The 15,154-nt window shown below is 72.4% G+C and carries 10 protein-coding genes; 6 read left to right on the top strand and 4 right to left on the bottom strand.

Annotated elements, in window-relative coordinates; all coding sequences use genetic code 11:
* Positions 1–96 precede the first annotated feature (96 nt).
* Entirely contained in the window at positions 97–1,131 is a 1,035-nt protein-coding gene (locus tag ABZ493_RS19735) for a LacI family DNA-binding transcriptional regulator (protein ID WP_430583830.1), read from the bottom strand.
* Positions 1,132–1,414: 283 nt separating this feature from the next.
* On the opposite strand from ABZ493_RS19735, the gene ABZ493_RS19730 reads away from it, so the two are divergent.
* From ABZ493_RS19730 to ABZ493_RS19705, 6 genes are all read left to right on the top strand, one after another.
* Positions 1,415–2,398, top strand: coding sequence for an ABC transporter permease subunit (locus ABZ493_RS19730; protein WP_430583832.1), 984 nt, complete (start codon positions 1,415–1,417; stop codon positions 2,396–2,398).
* Positions 2,392–3,315, top strand: coding sequence for a carbohydrate ABC transporter permease (locus ABZ493_RS19725; RefSeq protein ID WP_430583829.1), 924 nt, complete (start codon positions 2,392–2,394; stop codon positions 3,313–3,315). The genes ABZ493_RS19730 and ABZ493_RS19725 overlap by 7 nt, the downstream gene beginning before the upstream one ends.
* Before the next feature lie 71 nt (positions 3,316–3,386).
* On the top strand, positions 3,387–5,060 hold the full coding sequence (locus ABZ493_RS19720) for a sugar ABC transporter substrate-binding protein (RefSeq protein ID WP_430583828.1): 1,674 nt from the start codon (positions 3,387–3,389) through the stop codon (positions 5,058–5,060).
* Positions 5,061–5,144: 84 nt separating this feature from the next.
* Positions 5,145–6,686 (top strand): xylan 1,4-beta-xylosidase, encoded by a 1,542-nt coding sequence (locus ABZ493_RS19715; protein ID WP_430583827.1) that lies wholly within the window; start codon positions 5,145–5,147, stop codon positions 6,684–6,686.
* Positions 6,686–7,372 carry a glycosyltransferase gene (locus tag ABZ493_RS19710; protein WP_430583826.1) on the top strand — a complete coding sequence of 229 codons (687 nt, stop codon included), beginning with the start codon at positions 6,686–6,688 and terminating at the stop codon, positions 7,370–7,372. Before ABZ493_RS19715 ends, ABZ493_RS19710 begins: the two co-directional genes overlap by 1 nt.
* 46 nt (positions 7,373–7,418) lie before the next feature.
* Positions 7,419–9,494, top strand: a complete 2,076-nt coding sequence (locus tag ABZ493_RS19705; protein WP_430583825.1) for a beta-galactosidase — start codon at positions 7,419–7,421, stop codon at positions 9,492–9,494.
* Positions 9,495–9,574: 80 nt separating this feature from the next.
* On the opposite strand, the gene ABZ493_RS19700 is transcribed toward ABZ493_RS19705, so the two are convergent.
* From ABZ493_RS19700 to ABZ493_RS19690, 3 genes are all read right to left on the bottom strand, one after another.
* Entirely contained in the window at positions 9,575–11,341 is a 1,767-nt protein-coding gene (locus ABZ493_RS19700) for a cellulase family glycosylhydrolase (protein ID WP_430583824.1), read from the bottom strand.
* Positions 11,342–11,526: 185 nt separating this feature from the next.
* Positions 11,527–12,927 (bottom strand): serine hydrolase domain-containing protein, encoded by a 1,401-nt coding sequence (locus ABZ493_RS19695; RefSeq protein ID WP_430583823.1) that lies wholly within the window; start codon positions 12,925–12,927, stop codon positions 11,527–11,529.
* 36 nt (positions 12,928–12,963) lie between these two features.
* Positions 12,964–15,105 (bottom strand): alpha-glucuronidase, encoded by a 2,142-nt coding sequence (locus ABZ493_RS19690; RefSeq protein ID WP_430583822.1) that lies wholly within the window; start codon positions 15,103–15,105, stop codon positions 12,964–12,966.
* Between the last annotated feature and the right edge of the window lie 49 nt (positions 15,106–15,154).

The following is a 15,154-nucleotide window of genomic DNA, read 5'->3' as shown; positions in this document are numbered from 1 at the left end:
CCCGCGAGACAGAGAGGGAACGGGCCGAAGCCGGCTTCGGCCCGTCCCCTCTCTGTCTCGCGGGTCTCGCTTCTCCATCTCGGCGAGGGGGGTTCTCTATCTCGCGGGGGGCGGGGGAGCGGTGGACTCCCGCACCACGAGCGCGGTGGCGAGGTTGACCCGGCGGGCCATCGGCGTCTCGCCGCGGGCGAGGTCGAGCAGCAGGCGGGTGGCGGTGGTCGCCATCTCGAGCAGCGGCTGGCGGACGGTGGTCAGCGCGGGCGCGGTCCAGGTCGCCAGGGGCAGGTCGTCGTACCCGACGACGGACAGGTCGTCGGGCACGGAGAGGCCCCGCTGCTGCGCCGCCCGCAGCAGCCCGATGCCCTGCATGTCCGACCCGGCGAAGACGGCGGTGGGCCGCTCGGGCAGGTCCAGCAGCTCGCTGCCGGAGCGGTAGCCGGACTCCACCTCGAAGTTGCCCGACCGCACGAGGTCGGGGTCGAAGCCGATCCCGGCCTCCTCGAGCGCCGTGCGGTAGCCGTCGAGGCGCGCGCGGGCGCACAGCATGTTGCCGGGCCCCGAGATGGCGGCGATGCGCCGGTGCCCCAGCTCGATGAGGTGCCGCGTCGCCGCGAGCCCCCCACTCCAGTTGTCCGACCCGACCGTCGGCACGTCCGGCGGCGGCTCGCCGTCCGTGTCGATGACGACGTACGGGATGCCGCGCGTCGTGAGGCGGGGCCGCTGCGACGCGCTGAGGCTGGCCGCGACGAGCAGTACCCCCAGCGGCGGGCGGGAGAGCGTCGTCTCGAGCCAGGTGGCCGGCGGGCGGTGCTCACCGCCCAGCTCGGACAGGATGACGCTCACGCCGGCGGCCGCGGCGGCGTCCTCCACGCCCCGGATGATCTCCGTGGACCAGGCCGAGCCGACCCGGTGGAAGACGAGGTCCACGAGCCCCGCGCCGACCGGGGGAGTCGCGGCGCGGCGGCGGCGGTAACGGTGCCGCTCCAGCGCGGCCTCCACCCTGTCGCGGGTGGCCGGCGCGACGTCCGTGCGGCCGTTCAGCACCTTCGACACCGTGGGGGTGGACACGCCGAGCTCCCGAGCGATCTCGGCGATCGTCGGCGCGGGGCCCTGCGGGGTGGGGGTGCTCATCGTCCGTCCCGTCCTGGTGCGGTGTCGCTGGGTGTTCCGTGCGACCGTCCGCAAGTTTCGGCTCGACCGTACACGACGTCGGGCATGCTCTCGACGTCCCCAGGCGCCGTGATCAGACCGTGATCGGCCGGGTGCTTGACCATCACCGAAACGTCCCCCTACTCTCGGGCGCAGTTGGAGAACGTTTTCAATGGCGAAAGTTTCGGATGGTCGGCGCGAGGTTGCGACCGACGGACCGCACGACGACGTGACGGCTGGGGGATCCATGGCGCAGGCCGCAGGGATGGTGACGACCGTCCCACCGATCGACGACGCACCGTCGTCATCACCACCGCGGGAGCAGCCGCGGCGGCCGGGGCGCGGGCGCACCACGTGGCGCCGGGCGCTGCGCAAGGACTGGCGGCTGTACTCGTTCGTCGTCCTGCCGGTGCTGTTCTTCCTGATCTTCAAGTACGTGCCGATGATCGGGAACGTCATCGCGTTCCGCCGGTTCCGCCCCGGCGGCAACCCGCTGGGCGACGAGTGGGTCGGCTTCTACTACTTCGAGATGTTCATCCACAACCAGCAGTTCTGGCAGGTGTTCTGGAACACCGTGATCCTGGGCCTGCTGACGCTGGCGATCTGCTTCCCGCTGCCGATCGTGCTGGCCCTCATGCTCAACGAGCTGCGCTCCCGGCGCTTCAAGAAGATCGTGCAGACGATCTCCTACCTGCCGCACTTCATGTCGATCGTCATCGTCGCGGGCCTCGTGCTCCAGCTGACCGCGGTGAGCGGCACGGTGAACCAGGTCGTGGAGGCGTTCGGCGGCGACGCGATCGCGTTCATGCAGCAGCCCGACTGGTTCCGCACGATCTACGTGAGCTCGGAGGTCTGGCAGACCGTCGGGTGGGGCACGATCCTCTACCTCGCCGCCCTGACGACGGTCGACGACCAGCTCTACGAGGCGGCCCGTATCGACGGTGCGAACCGCTGGCAGCAGACGTGGCACATCACCCTGCCGGGCATCCGCCCCACGATGATGGTGCTGCTCATCCTCAACATCGGCTCCTTCATGGCGGTCGGCTTCGAGAAGGTCCTGCTGCTGCAGAACCCGCTGGTCTACGCGACCGGCGACGTCATCTCGACCTATCTCTACCGGGTGGGCATCCAGTCGGCGCAGTTCTCGTACGGCACGGCGATCGGTCTCTTCGAGGCGCTGATCGGCCTGGCCCTCGTCCTCTCCGCGAACTTCGCGTCGCGCCGTCTGGTGGGAGCTTCCCTGTGGTGACCGACACGACTCCCGACCTCGCCGCCGTCCGCTCCGAGCCGACGACGGTCAAGGACACCCCCGCGTACCGGACGTTCAAGGTGGCCAACGCCGTCGCCCTGCTGATCGTCTGCGCCGTGACGCTGTACCCGTTCGTCAACCTCGTGGCGAAGGCGTTCTCGTCCGAGGGGTACATCGCCGCGGGCGAGGTGAACCTGATCCCGCGCGGCTTCAACGTGCAGACGTTCGACGTCGTCATGGGTGACGCCATGTTCTGGCTGAACTACAAGAACACGGTGGTGTACACCGTGGTGGGCACGTTCATCTCGATGGCGCTCACCACCCCGTACGCCTACGCGCTGAGCCGGCGGCACCTCAAGGGCCGGACGTTCTTCATCGGGATCGCCGTCTTCACGATGTTCTTCAGCGGCGGCCTGATCCCGAACTACATCCTCGTCGCGGACGTGCTGCACATGCGGAACACCCTCTGGGCGATCGTGCTGCCCGGTGCCATCTCGGTGTTCAACCTCCTGGTCATGAAGTCGTTCTTCGAGAACTTCCCGAACGACCTCGAGGAGGCGGCCGCGATCGACGGCCTCACGACGTACGGGATCTTCTTCCGCATCGTGCTGCCACTGTCCAAGGCGGTGCTGGCCACCATGACGCTGTTCTACGCCGTGAGCATGTGGAACTCGTGGTTCAGCGCCTTCCTGTACCTGGACCAGAAGGAGCTGTTCCCCGTCACCGTCTACCTGCGCAACCTCATCGCCGCGGCCTCCAACCCGGCGGCGGGGATGGGCGGCCAGGAGGTGGTGCAGATCGGCGCCAACATCCAGTCCGTGACGATGCTGCTCACGGTGCTGCCGATCGTCTGCTTCTACCCCTTCATCCAGAGGTACTTCGTCTCCGGCGTCATGCTCGGCTCCGTCAAGGGCTGACGGGCCGGGCCGGCCGAGAACACCATTCCCATCCGCTCGTGAGCGAAGGCGCTCGTCACCAAGGAGAAGACATGAGGAACACCCGGAAGCGGGCGGCCGTGGCGGCCGCGTCGCTGACCACGCTGGCACTGGGCCTGGCCGCCTGCAGCAGCGGAGGGGACACGGGCGAGGACGGCGGTGACACCGGGACCCAGGGGGCCGGCGTCACCATCGACGCCGAGCACTCGGTCGGTGCGATGGAGGACTTCGCCGCCGGCACGACGTTCAAGGCGACGGAGCCGATCGACCTCTCGCTGATGTACCGCGACCACCCGAACTACCCGGTGAAGGACGACTGGTCGGTGTTCCAGCACCTCGAGGCCGACCACAACGTCACGTTCACCCGCACGGACATCCCGCTCGCCGACTGGGACCAGAAGAAGGCGCTGCTCATCGGCTCGGGCGAGTCGTCGGAGCTCATGCCCGTCACCTACCCGGGCCAGGAGACCCAGTTCGTCTCCGGCGGGGCGCTCCTGCCGGTGTCCGACTACCTCGAGTACATGCCGAACTACAGCAAGAAGATCGAGGACTGGGGGCTGCAGGAGGAGATCGAGAACCTGCGCCAGGACGACGGCAAGTACTACATCCTGCCGGGCATCCGCGAGATCCCGGACGTCCAGTACTCGGTGATGATCAACGACGACATGTGGAAGAAGGCCGGGATCACCGAGGACCCGGCCACCTGGGAGGAGTTCGGCGAGGACCTGAAGAAGGTCCAGGAGGCCAACCCCGGCCTGGACCACGCGTTCTCCGACCGGTGGACCGACGTGACCATCACGGGCGCGCTGCTCAACGTCATGGGCCCGAACTTCGCCGCCGCGGGCGGCTGGGGCTACAACAACGCCTGGTACGACGCCGACTCCGGCAAGTACGTCTTCAACGGCACCAGCGACGCGTACCGCGAGCTCCTGACCACCGTGCACGGCTGGGTCGACTCCGGCGTCATGGACCCGGAGATCACGCAGTCGGACGACCAGGCGCGGCAGAAGTTCGTGTCCGGGAAGTCGGCCGCCGTCTCCAGCAACACCCAGGAGATCACGGCGTACCGCACCGCGATCGCCGACGCGGACAAGGACATCACGACGCGCCTGCTGACGATCCCGGGCGGGCCCGCCGGCAGCAACCTGGCGGCGAGCCGGCTGTCCTCGGGCCTGATGATCTCCGCCGACGCGGCGGAGCAGCCCCACTTCAAGGCGCTGCTGCAGTACGTGGACTGGCAGTACTACTCCGACGAGGGCATCGAGTTCGCCCAGTGGGGCGTCGACGGCGAGACCTACGCGAAGGGCTCCGACGGCGCGCGCACCCTCAACGACGACATCGGCTGGAACGCGATCAACCCGGACGCGCCGAAGATGCTCAACACGGACTTCGGGTACAGCAACGGCGTGTTCCTGCTCGCGAACGGCTCGTCGCAGGAGCTGCTCGAGTCCGTGATGTCGGACGAGGTCAAGGAGTGGACGCGGGCCGTGCTCGACGCCAAGGAGGCGCTGCCGGTGGCCCCGGCCGCCCGCCTGAACGAGATGGAGCTCGAGCAGAACGCGCTGCTGGACACCCAGCTCAAGGACGCCGTCCAGGCCGCGACCGCCGCGTTCATCACCGGCCAGCGCTCGCTCGACGACTGGGACGCGTACGTCGCCGAGATCGAGGGTCTCGGGGCGACGCAGTTCGTCGACACGATGAACACCGCCCTGGAGCGCCAGGGCTGACCCCGACGCGTCGCCGCCTGCCGTCCGGCAGGCGGCGACGCCGTCGTCCCGCACCAGCACCACCGGACCCCTGGAGCATCACCCGTGAGCCTCACCGTCGTCCCCGCCGAGCCCGTCGGCACGCTCCCGGACGCGTGGCGGCAGTGCGTCGGCACCGGCCGCCTCAACCTCGCGCTGCGCCAGGACTACCAGGACTCGCTCGCGGTGGTGCAGCGGGAGATCGGGTTCCGGTACGTCCGGGGCCACGGCCTGCTGTCCGACGACGTCGGCATCCACCGCCCCTACGACGCGGCGGGCCACCGCGGCACCCGGTACGCCTTCACCTACGCCGACCAGGTCCTCGACGCGTGGCTCGCGCAGGGCATCCGGCCGTTCCTCGAACTGGGGTTCATGCCGTCGGCGCTCGCGTCGGGGGACCAGACGATCTTCTGGTGGAAGGGCAACGTCACGCCGCCGCGCGACCACCGCGAGTGGGCGGCGCTCGTGCAGGCCGTCGTCCGGCACGCGATCGACCGCTACGGCCTCGAGGAGGTGCGGCGCTGGCCGATCGAGGTGTGGAACGAGCCGAACCTCGACGTCTTCTGGGAGGGGGCGTCGCAGGAGGCCTACCTCCGGCTCTACGAGGTCACCGCGGCGGCGGTGAAGGAGGTCGACGCCGGGCTGCAGGTGGGCGGTCCGGCGATCTCGCCCGGCGCGGACGAGTGGTGGGAGCCGTTCGCGGAGTTCGTCGAGCGCCGGGACGTGCCGGTGGACTTCGTGTCGTTCCACGCCTACACGACCGGGCCCGCGCAGGAGGTGCCGTTCGGCACCTACCAGACGCTGCGCCATCCGCGGAACCTGCTGGACCAGTTCGCGACCCCGGCGAAGCTGTTGGCCGGCACCCGGCTGGAGGGCCTGCCCGCCCACGTCACGGAGTTCTCCACGAGCTACCGCCCGGACAACCCGGTGCACGACACCGCCTACCAGGCGGCGTCGCTGGCGCCGGTGCTCTCCGAGGGCGGCGACCTGGTGGACTCCTTCTCCTACTGGACGTTCTGCGACGTCTTCGAGGAGGTCGGCATCCCGACGTCCGTCTTTCACGGCGGCTTCGGGATGCTCGGGCACCGGCAGCTGCGCAAGCCGGTGTTCCACCTCTACGCGTTCATGGCACGGATGGGCACCCAGGTGCTGCACCGCGGCCCTGACCACCTCGTGACGCGCGACGACGACGGCCGCGTGACCGTGCTGGCCTGGCAGCCGGTGGGCGGCACGGCGGACGCCGACGAGCCGGACCGCCACGAGCTGCGGCTGAGCCTGCCCGTGGGCGACGCGACGGCGCGCCGCGTGTCGGTGCACCGGTCGCGGGTGAACGAGGACGAGGGCAACGCGCTCGCCGCGTGGCGCCACCTGGGCCGGCCGGCGTCGCCGACGGCGCGGCAGCTCGACCTGCTGCACGAAGCGTCCGTGCCGGGCCGCTCGCACACGTCGCTCGAGGTGGCGGGCGGCCGCGTCGACCTCGCCCTCACGCTGGCCCGGCACGAGGTGACGCTCCTGGAGATCGACCCGGTGCGGGACGAGACGCCGTCGTGGCTCGACGACGCGCGCATCCTCGGGCGCGGGCACGGTCGCGACGGAGGGGCGTCCTGATGGCGACCGCAGCCGGCGCGCCCCGCGAGTTCGGGGAGGGCGTGCTGGGCCGGGTCACGGCGCGGGTCTACTGGTACCTCGTGGTGGGAGTGCTCGTCGCCCTGGGCTGCGTGCCGTCGCTGGTGCTGCTCGCGCTCCTGGACCGGTCCACGGGCAACGCGCTGCTCGTGCCGCTGTGCCTGGTCCCCGCGGCGCCGTTCCTGGCCGCGGGGATCTTCGCGCTGCACGCGCGGGCGGGCGCCGACGAGCCCGTGCCGGGCCGCACGTTCGTGCGCGGCCTGCGGCTGAGCTGGCTCGACGCGCTGCGCCTGTGGGTGCCGGCGATGGCGGTGCTCGGCGTCGTCCTCACGTCGGTCGTGCACCGCGGGGCCGCCGGGATCTCCGTGGCCTACGCCGTCGTGCTGGGCGTGGTGGGTCTCGTCGTGCTGCTCTGGGCGGTGCAGGCGCTGCTCCTCGCGTCGCTGTTCTCCTTCCGGGCCCGCGACGTGGCCCGGCTGTCCGTGTACTACCTCGGCCGGCGGCCGGGCGTGACGGTCGGCCTGCTCGCCCTCGTCGTCGTGGCCGGCGGCGTGGTGTGGCTGGCGGGCGAGCTGGTGCTCGCCCTGGTCGCGGTCGCGTGGCTCGCCTTCCTGCTGCGCGTCGCGCAGCCCGTGCTCGACGACGTCCGCGAGCGCTTCGTCGCCTGACCCTCGCCCGGCACTTCGACCCGCCCCGACCTGGAGGATCACCCGTATGCCCGCCCACCTGCCCGCCGGTCGCAAGGTCCGCTACGGCGGCGACTACAACCCCGAGCAGTGGCCGCGGGAGGTGTGGGAGGCCGACCATGCCGCGTTCGACCTGGCGTCGATCGACACGGTGACGCTCAACGTCTTCTCCTGGGCGACGCTGCAGCCCGACGAGGACACGTACGACTTCGCGCTGCTCGACGCGGTCGTCGAGCGCACCGTGGCCGCGGGCCGCGACGTCGTGCTCGCGACGTCGACCGGCGCGCTGCCGCCGTGGCTCGCGCACCGCCACCCCGAGGTGGAGCGCACCGACTTCCAGGGCCGGCGGCACGTGTACGGGCAGCGGCACAACGCGTGCCCCAGCTCGCCGGTGTACCGGCGGCTGTCCGCGGAGCTCGCGGGGCGTCTCGCCGAGCGGTACGCGGGCACGCCCGGCCTGGTCGCGTGGCACGTGGGCAACGAGTACGGCGGGTTCGACGGCGGCTGCTGGTGCGACCTGTGCGCGGCGGGCTTCCGGATCTGGCTGCGTGAGCGGTACGGCACCCTCGACCGGCTGAACGACGCCTGGAACGCGGCGTTCTGGTCGCACACGTTCACCGACTGGGAGCAGGTCGTGCCGCCCAACATGCTCAGCGAGCACTGGCGCGGGCCGGACCACACCGCCTTCCAGGGCATCACGCTCGACTACCGGCGGTTCATGTCCGACGCGATGCTCGCGAACTTCCGCGACGAGAAGGCGCGAATCCGCGAGCACGACACCACCACGCCCGTGACCACCAACTTCATGGGCATGTTCCGGCCGATCGACTACCACCGGTGGGCCGACGACCTGGACTTCGCCTCCTGGGACAACTACCCGCCCGGGCAGCGGGAGCACGCCCGGATGGCCCTGGCCCACGACGTCATGCGCGGGCTGAAGGGCGGCGCGCCGTTCTGGGTGATGGAGCAGACGCCGACCATCACCGCGTCGCGCGACGTCAACCCGGTGAAGCGGCCGGGCGTGCTGCGGCTGTGGTCGTGGCAGGCGGTGGCGCACGGCGCGGACGCCGTCCTGTACTTCCAGATGCGGCAGTCGAAGGGGGCGTGCGAGAAGTACCACGGCGCCGTCCTCGACCACGCCGGTCGCACCGACACCCGCGCGTTCCGGGAGGTCGCGGCGCTCGGGGCGGAGCTCGACGCGCTCGGCGACGCCGTCCTCGGCGCGCGCACGCCCGCCCGCGTGGCCCTGCTCTTCGACTGGGACTCCTGGTGGGCCGCGGAGATGACGGACGGCTTCAACCGGCACGCGCGCTACGTCGACACCGTGCTCGCGTACTACCGCGCGCTGTGGCAGGCGGGCGCGCAGGTCGACGTCGTCCCGGTCACCGCGGACCTGTCGCGGTACGACGTCGTGCTCGCGCCCATGCTGCACGTGCTCAAGGGCGACGTCGCGGGCCGGCTGGAGGGCGTCGTCGCGCGCGGCGGCTCGGTGCTGGCGTCCTACTGGTCCGGTCGCGCGGACGAGGACGCGAACGCCTTCCTCATGGACGCCCCCGGCCCGCTCGGCCGGCTGTTCGGCGTGCGCGTGGAGGAGACGGACTCGGCCGAGCCGGGCGTCGCCAACCCCGTGAACCTCAAGGACGGCGCGGGCGACGCCGTCGTCTCGGACGCCGCGCTCGTGTTCGAGATCCTCGTGCCGCAGGGTGCGGAGGTGGTCGGCACCTACGGCGCCGAGTTCTACGCCGGCACGCCCGCGGTGACGCGCCACCGGCCAGGTGGTCGCGACGGCAGCGAGGACGGCGGCGAGGCCTGGTACGTCGCGACGGCGCTCGACGCCGCCGGCACGGACTGGGTGGTGCGCCGCGTCCTCGACCGGCACGGGCTCGTGGGTCCCTACGCCGACGCCGACGACGTCGAGCTCGCCGTCCGCGAGAACGGCGGCGGCCGGTTCGCCTTCGTGCTGAACCATGCGACCGAGGCCGTCGACGTCGCCGCCCACGCCTCCGGCACCGACCTGCTCACCGGCCGCCGGATCGAGGCGGGCGAGACGCTCCGCCTGGGGCCCACCGAGGTCCTCGTCCTCCGCGAGGACCCGCCGAGATAGAGAAGCCAGACCCGAGAGAGAGGGGACGGACCGAAGCCGGCTTCGGTCCGCCCCCTCTCCATCTCGGCGACCGGGGTTCTCTATCTCGGCGTGCCGGTGACGGTGTCGCCGGTGCGCGTCACGGTGTACTCCACGGTGTCGCCGCTCCAGAAGTGGAACGTCAGGGAGACGGGCTCGCCGTCGCGCAGGGTGTCGAGGTAGGCCGGGCGCAGCACGATCTCGCCGGCCGCCTCGTCCGGGGCGAACGAGGCGTCGAACTCCTGGAACGGCGTCCAGCTCTGCGGGCCGGCGCCCGTGCCGTCGGCGTAGACGGAGGCCATGGTGGCGAGCCGGTCGCCGCGGAACTGCGTCGGGATCGACACGCCGCCCGCCGCGGTGCCGGTGGCGTCCGCGAGCACCGGGGTGTCGGCCGCGATCACGTGGATCCGCCACGGCACGCCCGCCGAGAAGCGGGCCTCGATCGTGGCGTGCTCGCCGTGCGTGCCGTCGCCGATCAGCCGGGCCAGGTAGTCGGCCGAGAGGGTCACCTCGTCGCCCGCGACGGCGGCGTCCGCGGCCGCGACCGGCTCGCCGTCGAGGAACAGGCCCTCGACCTGCGTGCCGTGCGGCTCCAGCGTCACGGTCTGCGCCGTGACGTCGTCCGGGCGCACGAACACCTGGTCCGTGGACGCCGTGCCGGACCGCGTGGTCCAGCTCGACGACAGCTGCGCCCACAGCTCGGGGTCGCTCCACGTGAACCCGGTGCGGTCGAGGTGCTGCCCGTTGTCCCAGAGCATGGTCGTGACGCCGGCCTCGCGGGCCTGGTGGCCGAGCTCCTCGAAGAACTTCAGCTTCTCGCCCTGCTCGATCGTCCCGGTGTGGCGGTCGAAGCCGAGCAGCCCGTACTCGCCGAGGATCACCGGGATCCCCTGGTCGACGAACGTGGTGCGCACCCGGTCGAACGTGCCGGTCATGTCCGCCATGGCGGTGTCGTCGAAGCGGGTGCCGCCCGCGACGTTCACGCTGAACGGCCAGTAGCCGTAGTAGTGCACGGTGGCGGCGAGCTGCGGGTCGTCGAGCTCCGCGATGGTGCCGGCGAGGGCGTCGAGCCGCTCCTGCCCGGCGTTGGTGTGCAGGGTGGGCAGCACGAGGACGCGATCGTCGTTGCGGCCTCCGGACGCCCGGACCACCTCGTGGAACACGGTGTTGAGGTCGTCGAGCAGCACGTCGCCCTGCGCGTCGTCGACGCCCGCGAACTGGGGCTCGTTGAGGCTCTCGAACAGCAGCTCGGACGGGTGGTCGCGGAAGCGCTCGGCGAGCTGCTCCCACGTCGCCCGGAAGCGGTCGCGCACGCCGTCCGTGTCCGTGGGCATCGCGTTGGCCCAGAGCCACGAGTCGTGGTGCACGTCGAGCAGCACGTACAGGTCCTCGGCCAGGGCCTGGTCCACGACCTCCTCGACGCGGTCGAGGTAGGCCGCGTCGAGGGTGTAGTCCGGGGCTCCGCCCTGGTGGTCGTCCCACGTGACCGGGACCCGGATGCTGCGGAAGCCCTCGTCCTTGACGACGGAGAGGAGCTCCGGCGTGACGCGCGGGTTGCCCCAGGCCGTCTCGTCCGCGCCGACGGCGTCGAGCGAGTTGCCGAGGTTCCAACCCGGCTGCATCGCAGCCACCGTCTCGGCCGCGTCGGCCGCGCGGTGCGGGTGCGCCGGGTGCGCCGGGTGCTGGGGGCGCGCGGGATGCCCCGGGTGCGCGGGATGCGCGGGGTGCTGCGGATGTGCCGGTGCGGCGCCCGCCGGGGCGGCGAGCCCGGCGGCCAGCGCCAGGCCCGCGGCGAGCGCGGTGAGCGTCGTCCTGAGCGGTCGTTTCACGGTGGTGCCCTTCGTCGCGCACGGGTGATGGTCGTCGCGCCCCGGCCGGCCGGCCGCGTCGACGACCCACCGACAGTCGAAGCGCTTCGAAAGCCTCGCGAGCCGGACACCGTCCTGTCAAGGGCCTGAAACGCTCCGGATGCCGTCGGGACGACGCTCCCGCGGCGCGTCCCGAGCGGGTCCCGTCAGCGGGCGGGCGCGGCCAGGGCGCCCGGCACCACCAGGGTGGACAGGCCGGGGTGCCACAGCGGCGTCGTCGTCCACGCCAGGTCGAGGCTGCCGCCCGGCGTGCCGCGGGCCACCAGGCGGTGGGGCGACGTCGGCACGACGGCGTCGACCTCCACGACGTCCCCGACGCGGCGTGCCCGCAGCGCCAGGACGAGCACGGGGTCGACCACCGAGCCCGCCCCGTACGGCTCGCCCGCGGGCGCCAGGTGCGGCCGGTCGACGACGTGCGTGCGCCACGCGTCCTCGCCGACGTCGAGCAGGTGCCCGCCGACGTCGACCCGCCAGGCGCCCGCGCGCTCGTGCAGCACCCACGGCACCGGGGAGACGACGTCGGACGGCGTGGGCGCCGGGTCGTCGTCCAGGCGGCGCGGCCACGTGTCGAGCGCCGCGAGGCGCGCGGCCAGCCGCGCGGCCGCCTCCGGGTCGGCGTCGAGCGGCGCGTCCGCGACCCGGTCGGCGAACCGCCAGAAGGCGTCGAGGACCTCGTGCGTCGCCCGGGTCGCGCCGAGGTAGCCGATCGCGAGGCCGTGCTCGGGCAGCGCCAGGCCGAACTGGCCGTACGCCCCGTCGGCACGGAACCCGTGGCGGCTGCGCCAGACCTGGTACCCGTAGCCCTGCGCCCAGTCGTGGGTCGCGCCGGGGGAGTCGGCGTTGTCCGACCAGGCGCGCCGCATCTCGGCCACCCAGGCGGCCGGGACCACCTGCGCGCCGCGGTACCGTCCGCCGTCGGCCAGGGCCACGGCGAGCCGCGTGAGCTGCCCGATCGTCAGGTGCAGGCCCGAGAAGCCCTGCTCGATGCCGAGCTCCCCGTCGCGGTGCGGCACCCACCACGGGTCGTCGATGCCGAGCGGCTCCAGCATCCGTGGCCGCAGGTACTCCGTGAGCCGCTGCCCCGTGAGCGTGGTGACGACCGACGACAGCGCCATCGACGCCTGCGAGTTGTACACGAAATGGGTGCCGGGAGCGTGGGCCGGCACCGTGCCCAGCAGCTCGCCGGAGTCGAACCCGAGTCCGGCGACCTGCTCGGCCGAGTGCCCCGTGTTCATGCTGAGCAGGTGCCGCACCGTGATCCCCGTCGGGTCGGGGAGCCCGAGGATCTTGCCGGCGAGGTCGTCCACGGCCAGCCGGCCCTCCGCGACCAGGTGCCCGACAGCGGCCGCCGTGAACGTCTTCGACACGGAGTACACCAGCCCCGGCAGGTCCGCCCGGTACGGCGCCCAGGTGGCCTCGAGCACGGGCTCGCCGCGACGCGTGATCGCCAGCGCGTGCGGTTCGAGGCCCGGCCGTTCGAGGTCGTCGAGCAGGTCCAGCACCGCCCGCGGGGGGATGCCGTGCCGGGCGGGGTCGGGGGTCGTCATCGGCGGAGCTCCTTCGGTGCGGCGGTGCGGCGGGCGTCAGTAGATCGTGCGGCCGCGGGCGTCGGCAACACCCGACTTGCGCAGGAAGTACGTGTTGAGCTGGTCGCGCCACTCGACGGCGGAGCGCAGCTGCTCGGCCAGGCGCTCGCGGACGCGGGCGTCGACGTCGGTCGGTACGGCGCCGGGGGCCAGGTCGGCCAGCGACTCCCACGCCGCCACCGTCGCCCGCACCCGCTCGACGCCCGCGAAGTGCGTGTCGTAGACGTGCTGAACCACCGTGACGCCGCTGTGCAGCACGTGCGAGTACGGCACGTGGTGGAAGAACAGCAGCAGCTCGTCGGGGCAGGTCGCGCGGTCCTCGTAGAGGTCTCGCCACGGCGCCGGGTACTGGCCCGTGAACCCGGTGCCGGTGGCACGCGTGCGGTCGACGCCGATGCCGTCGCGGTCGGCGAAGTGGTACGTGCCCCACGGGGTGTACTCGTAGCCGTCCACGTCCGGCCCGTAGTGGTGCCCCGGCCGCACCATGAAGCCGACGCCCAGCGGTGCGGTGTACGACTCGTACGTGCGCCACGACTCGTCGAGCACCGCGTGCAGCACCTCGCGCACGCGCGGGTGGACGGCGCCGTCGGGCCCCGCGAACGTCAGGGAGATCCACTCGTCGAGGACGGCCGCCGGGTCGAGCGTCGGGTCCCAGGCCAGGCGGCCGAAGGCGTACAGGTTCGCCTGCGCCAGCGGGTGCCCGGTCCAGAACCGGTCGTCGCCGACGTTCGAGACCGCGGCGATGCCGCCGCCCCCGGCGGCCGTCACCGCCGCCGAGGCGCCGGGGCCGCGGCCGGCGACGACGTCGCGCACCGCGGCGCCGCCCTCTCCCCAGGGCCGGAAGCCGAGGTTCTCGCTCCACCAGGGCGCGAGGTAGCACGCGTGCCGCTGCTGGCCCGTGTACTCCTGCGTCACCTGCAGCTCGAGGGCCAGCCGGGTGGCGGGCATCCCCGCGAGGACCGGTGAGATCGCCTCGCGCGTCTGGAAGTCGATCGGCCCGTGCTTGACCTGGACGATCACGTTCTCGGCGAAGCGGCCGTCGAGCGGGGCGAAGTGGTCGTACGCCGCGCGGGCGCGGTCGGTGGTGCGGTCGCGCCAGTCCTGGGTGTGGTCGTAGACGAACGCCCGCCAGTGCACGACGCCGCCGTGCGGGGCGACGGCCTCGGCCAGCAGGTTCGCGCCGTCGGCGTGGTCGCGGCCGTACGCGAAAGGGCCGGGCTGACCTTCGGAGTCGGCCTTGACGACGAAGCCGCCGAAGTCGGGGATCGTGGCCCAGACGCGGTCGGCGGCGGCGCGCCACCAGGCGCGGACGTCGTCGTCGAGCGGGTCGGACGTCGCGAGGCCGCCGAGCGTCATCGGCGCGGCGAAGCTCACCGCGAGGTGGGTGCGCACGCCGTAGGGCCGCAGCGCGGCGGCGATCCGGGCGACCTCCGGCAGGTCGTCCGTGAGGAGTCGGGCCTCGCGCGCGTGCACGTTGACGTTGTTGATGCAGACCCGGTCGATCCCGGTCGCGGCGAGCAGGCGCGCGTACGTCGTGACGCGCGACAGGTCCTCGCGCACGCGCCCGTCGGCGTAGAAGATCGAGCCGCCGGAGTAGCCGCGCTCGACCTGCCCCATCACCGGGTGCACGTCCACGTTGTCCCAGTGGTCGAGGACGCGCAGCGCGAACGCCGGGGCGTGCCGCTCGTCCGCGTCGGGCCCCGTGAACGCCGTCTCGCCGAGCCGCACGACGTGGAACCAGCCGTGCAGCAGCGCCGTCGCCGTGTCCGCCGTGACGGTGACCCGGCCGCCGTCGCGCACGAACCGGAACCGGGATTCGACATCGAGCGTGCTGACTTGATCCTCATTCCGGCCGTTTGAGGAGCGATCCAGCACGCTCGATGCCTCGAGGAGGAGGTCGGGGGAGTCGTCGGGGTCGACGACGGCGCCGCCGTGCTCCGCCGTCGCGCGCCCGACCTCCGCGCGCAGGGTCGCGGTCACCTCCGCCGAGTTGTCAGGGTGAGCGCGGGGTATGCGCTGCGCAGGTCCTGACAGGTCGGGGAGGGCGAGCGCGATGCGGCGGCGCCCGACGGCGGCCAGCGCGCCGTCTGGCAGCCAGACGTCGTGCGGCGCGGGTTCGACAACGATTTCGGAACTCACCGGCGGGTCCCCTCGGTCTCGTGCGGTCGGTGCGGGTGCCACGGGCCCG

The organism is Isoptericola sp. NPDC019482 (genome assembly GCF_040632295.1).
GTDB lineage: Bacteria > Actinomycetota > Actinomycetes > Actinomycetales > Cellulomonadaceae > Isoptericola.
Note: the sequence above shows the minus strand (reverse complement) of the source record. Positions and strands in the feature narration are given on the sequence as shown.

Coding starts and splice junctions, on each gene's coding strand:
- ABZ493_RS19705 (WP_430583825.1), top strand. CDS start 7,419: ATGCCCGCCCACCTGCCCGCCGGTCGCAAGGTCCGCTACGGCGGCGAC.
- ABZ493_RS19695 (WP_430583823.1), bottom strand. CDS start 12,927: ATGACGACCCCCGACCCCGCCCGGCACGGCATCCCCCCGCGGGCGGTG.
- ABZ493_RS19735 (WP_430583830.1), bottom strand. CDS start 1,131: ATGAGCACCCCCACCCCGCAGGGCCCCGCGCCGACGATCGCCGAGATC.
- ABZ493_RS19710 (WP_430583826.1), top strand. CDS start 6,686: ATGGCGACCGCAGCCGGCGCGCCCCGCGAGTTCGGGGAGGGCGTGCTG.
- ABZ493_RS19730 (WP_430583832.1), top strand. CDS start 1,415: ATGGTGACGACCGTCCCACCGATCGACGACGCACCGTCGTCATCACCA.
- ABZ493_RS19720 (WP_430583828.1), top strand. CDS start 3,387: ATGAGGAACACCCGGAAGCGGGCGGCCGTGGCGGCCGCGTCGCTGACC.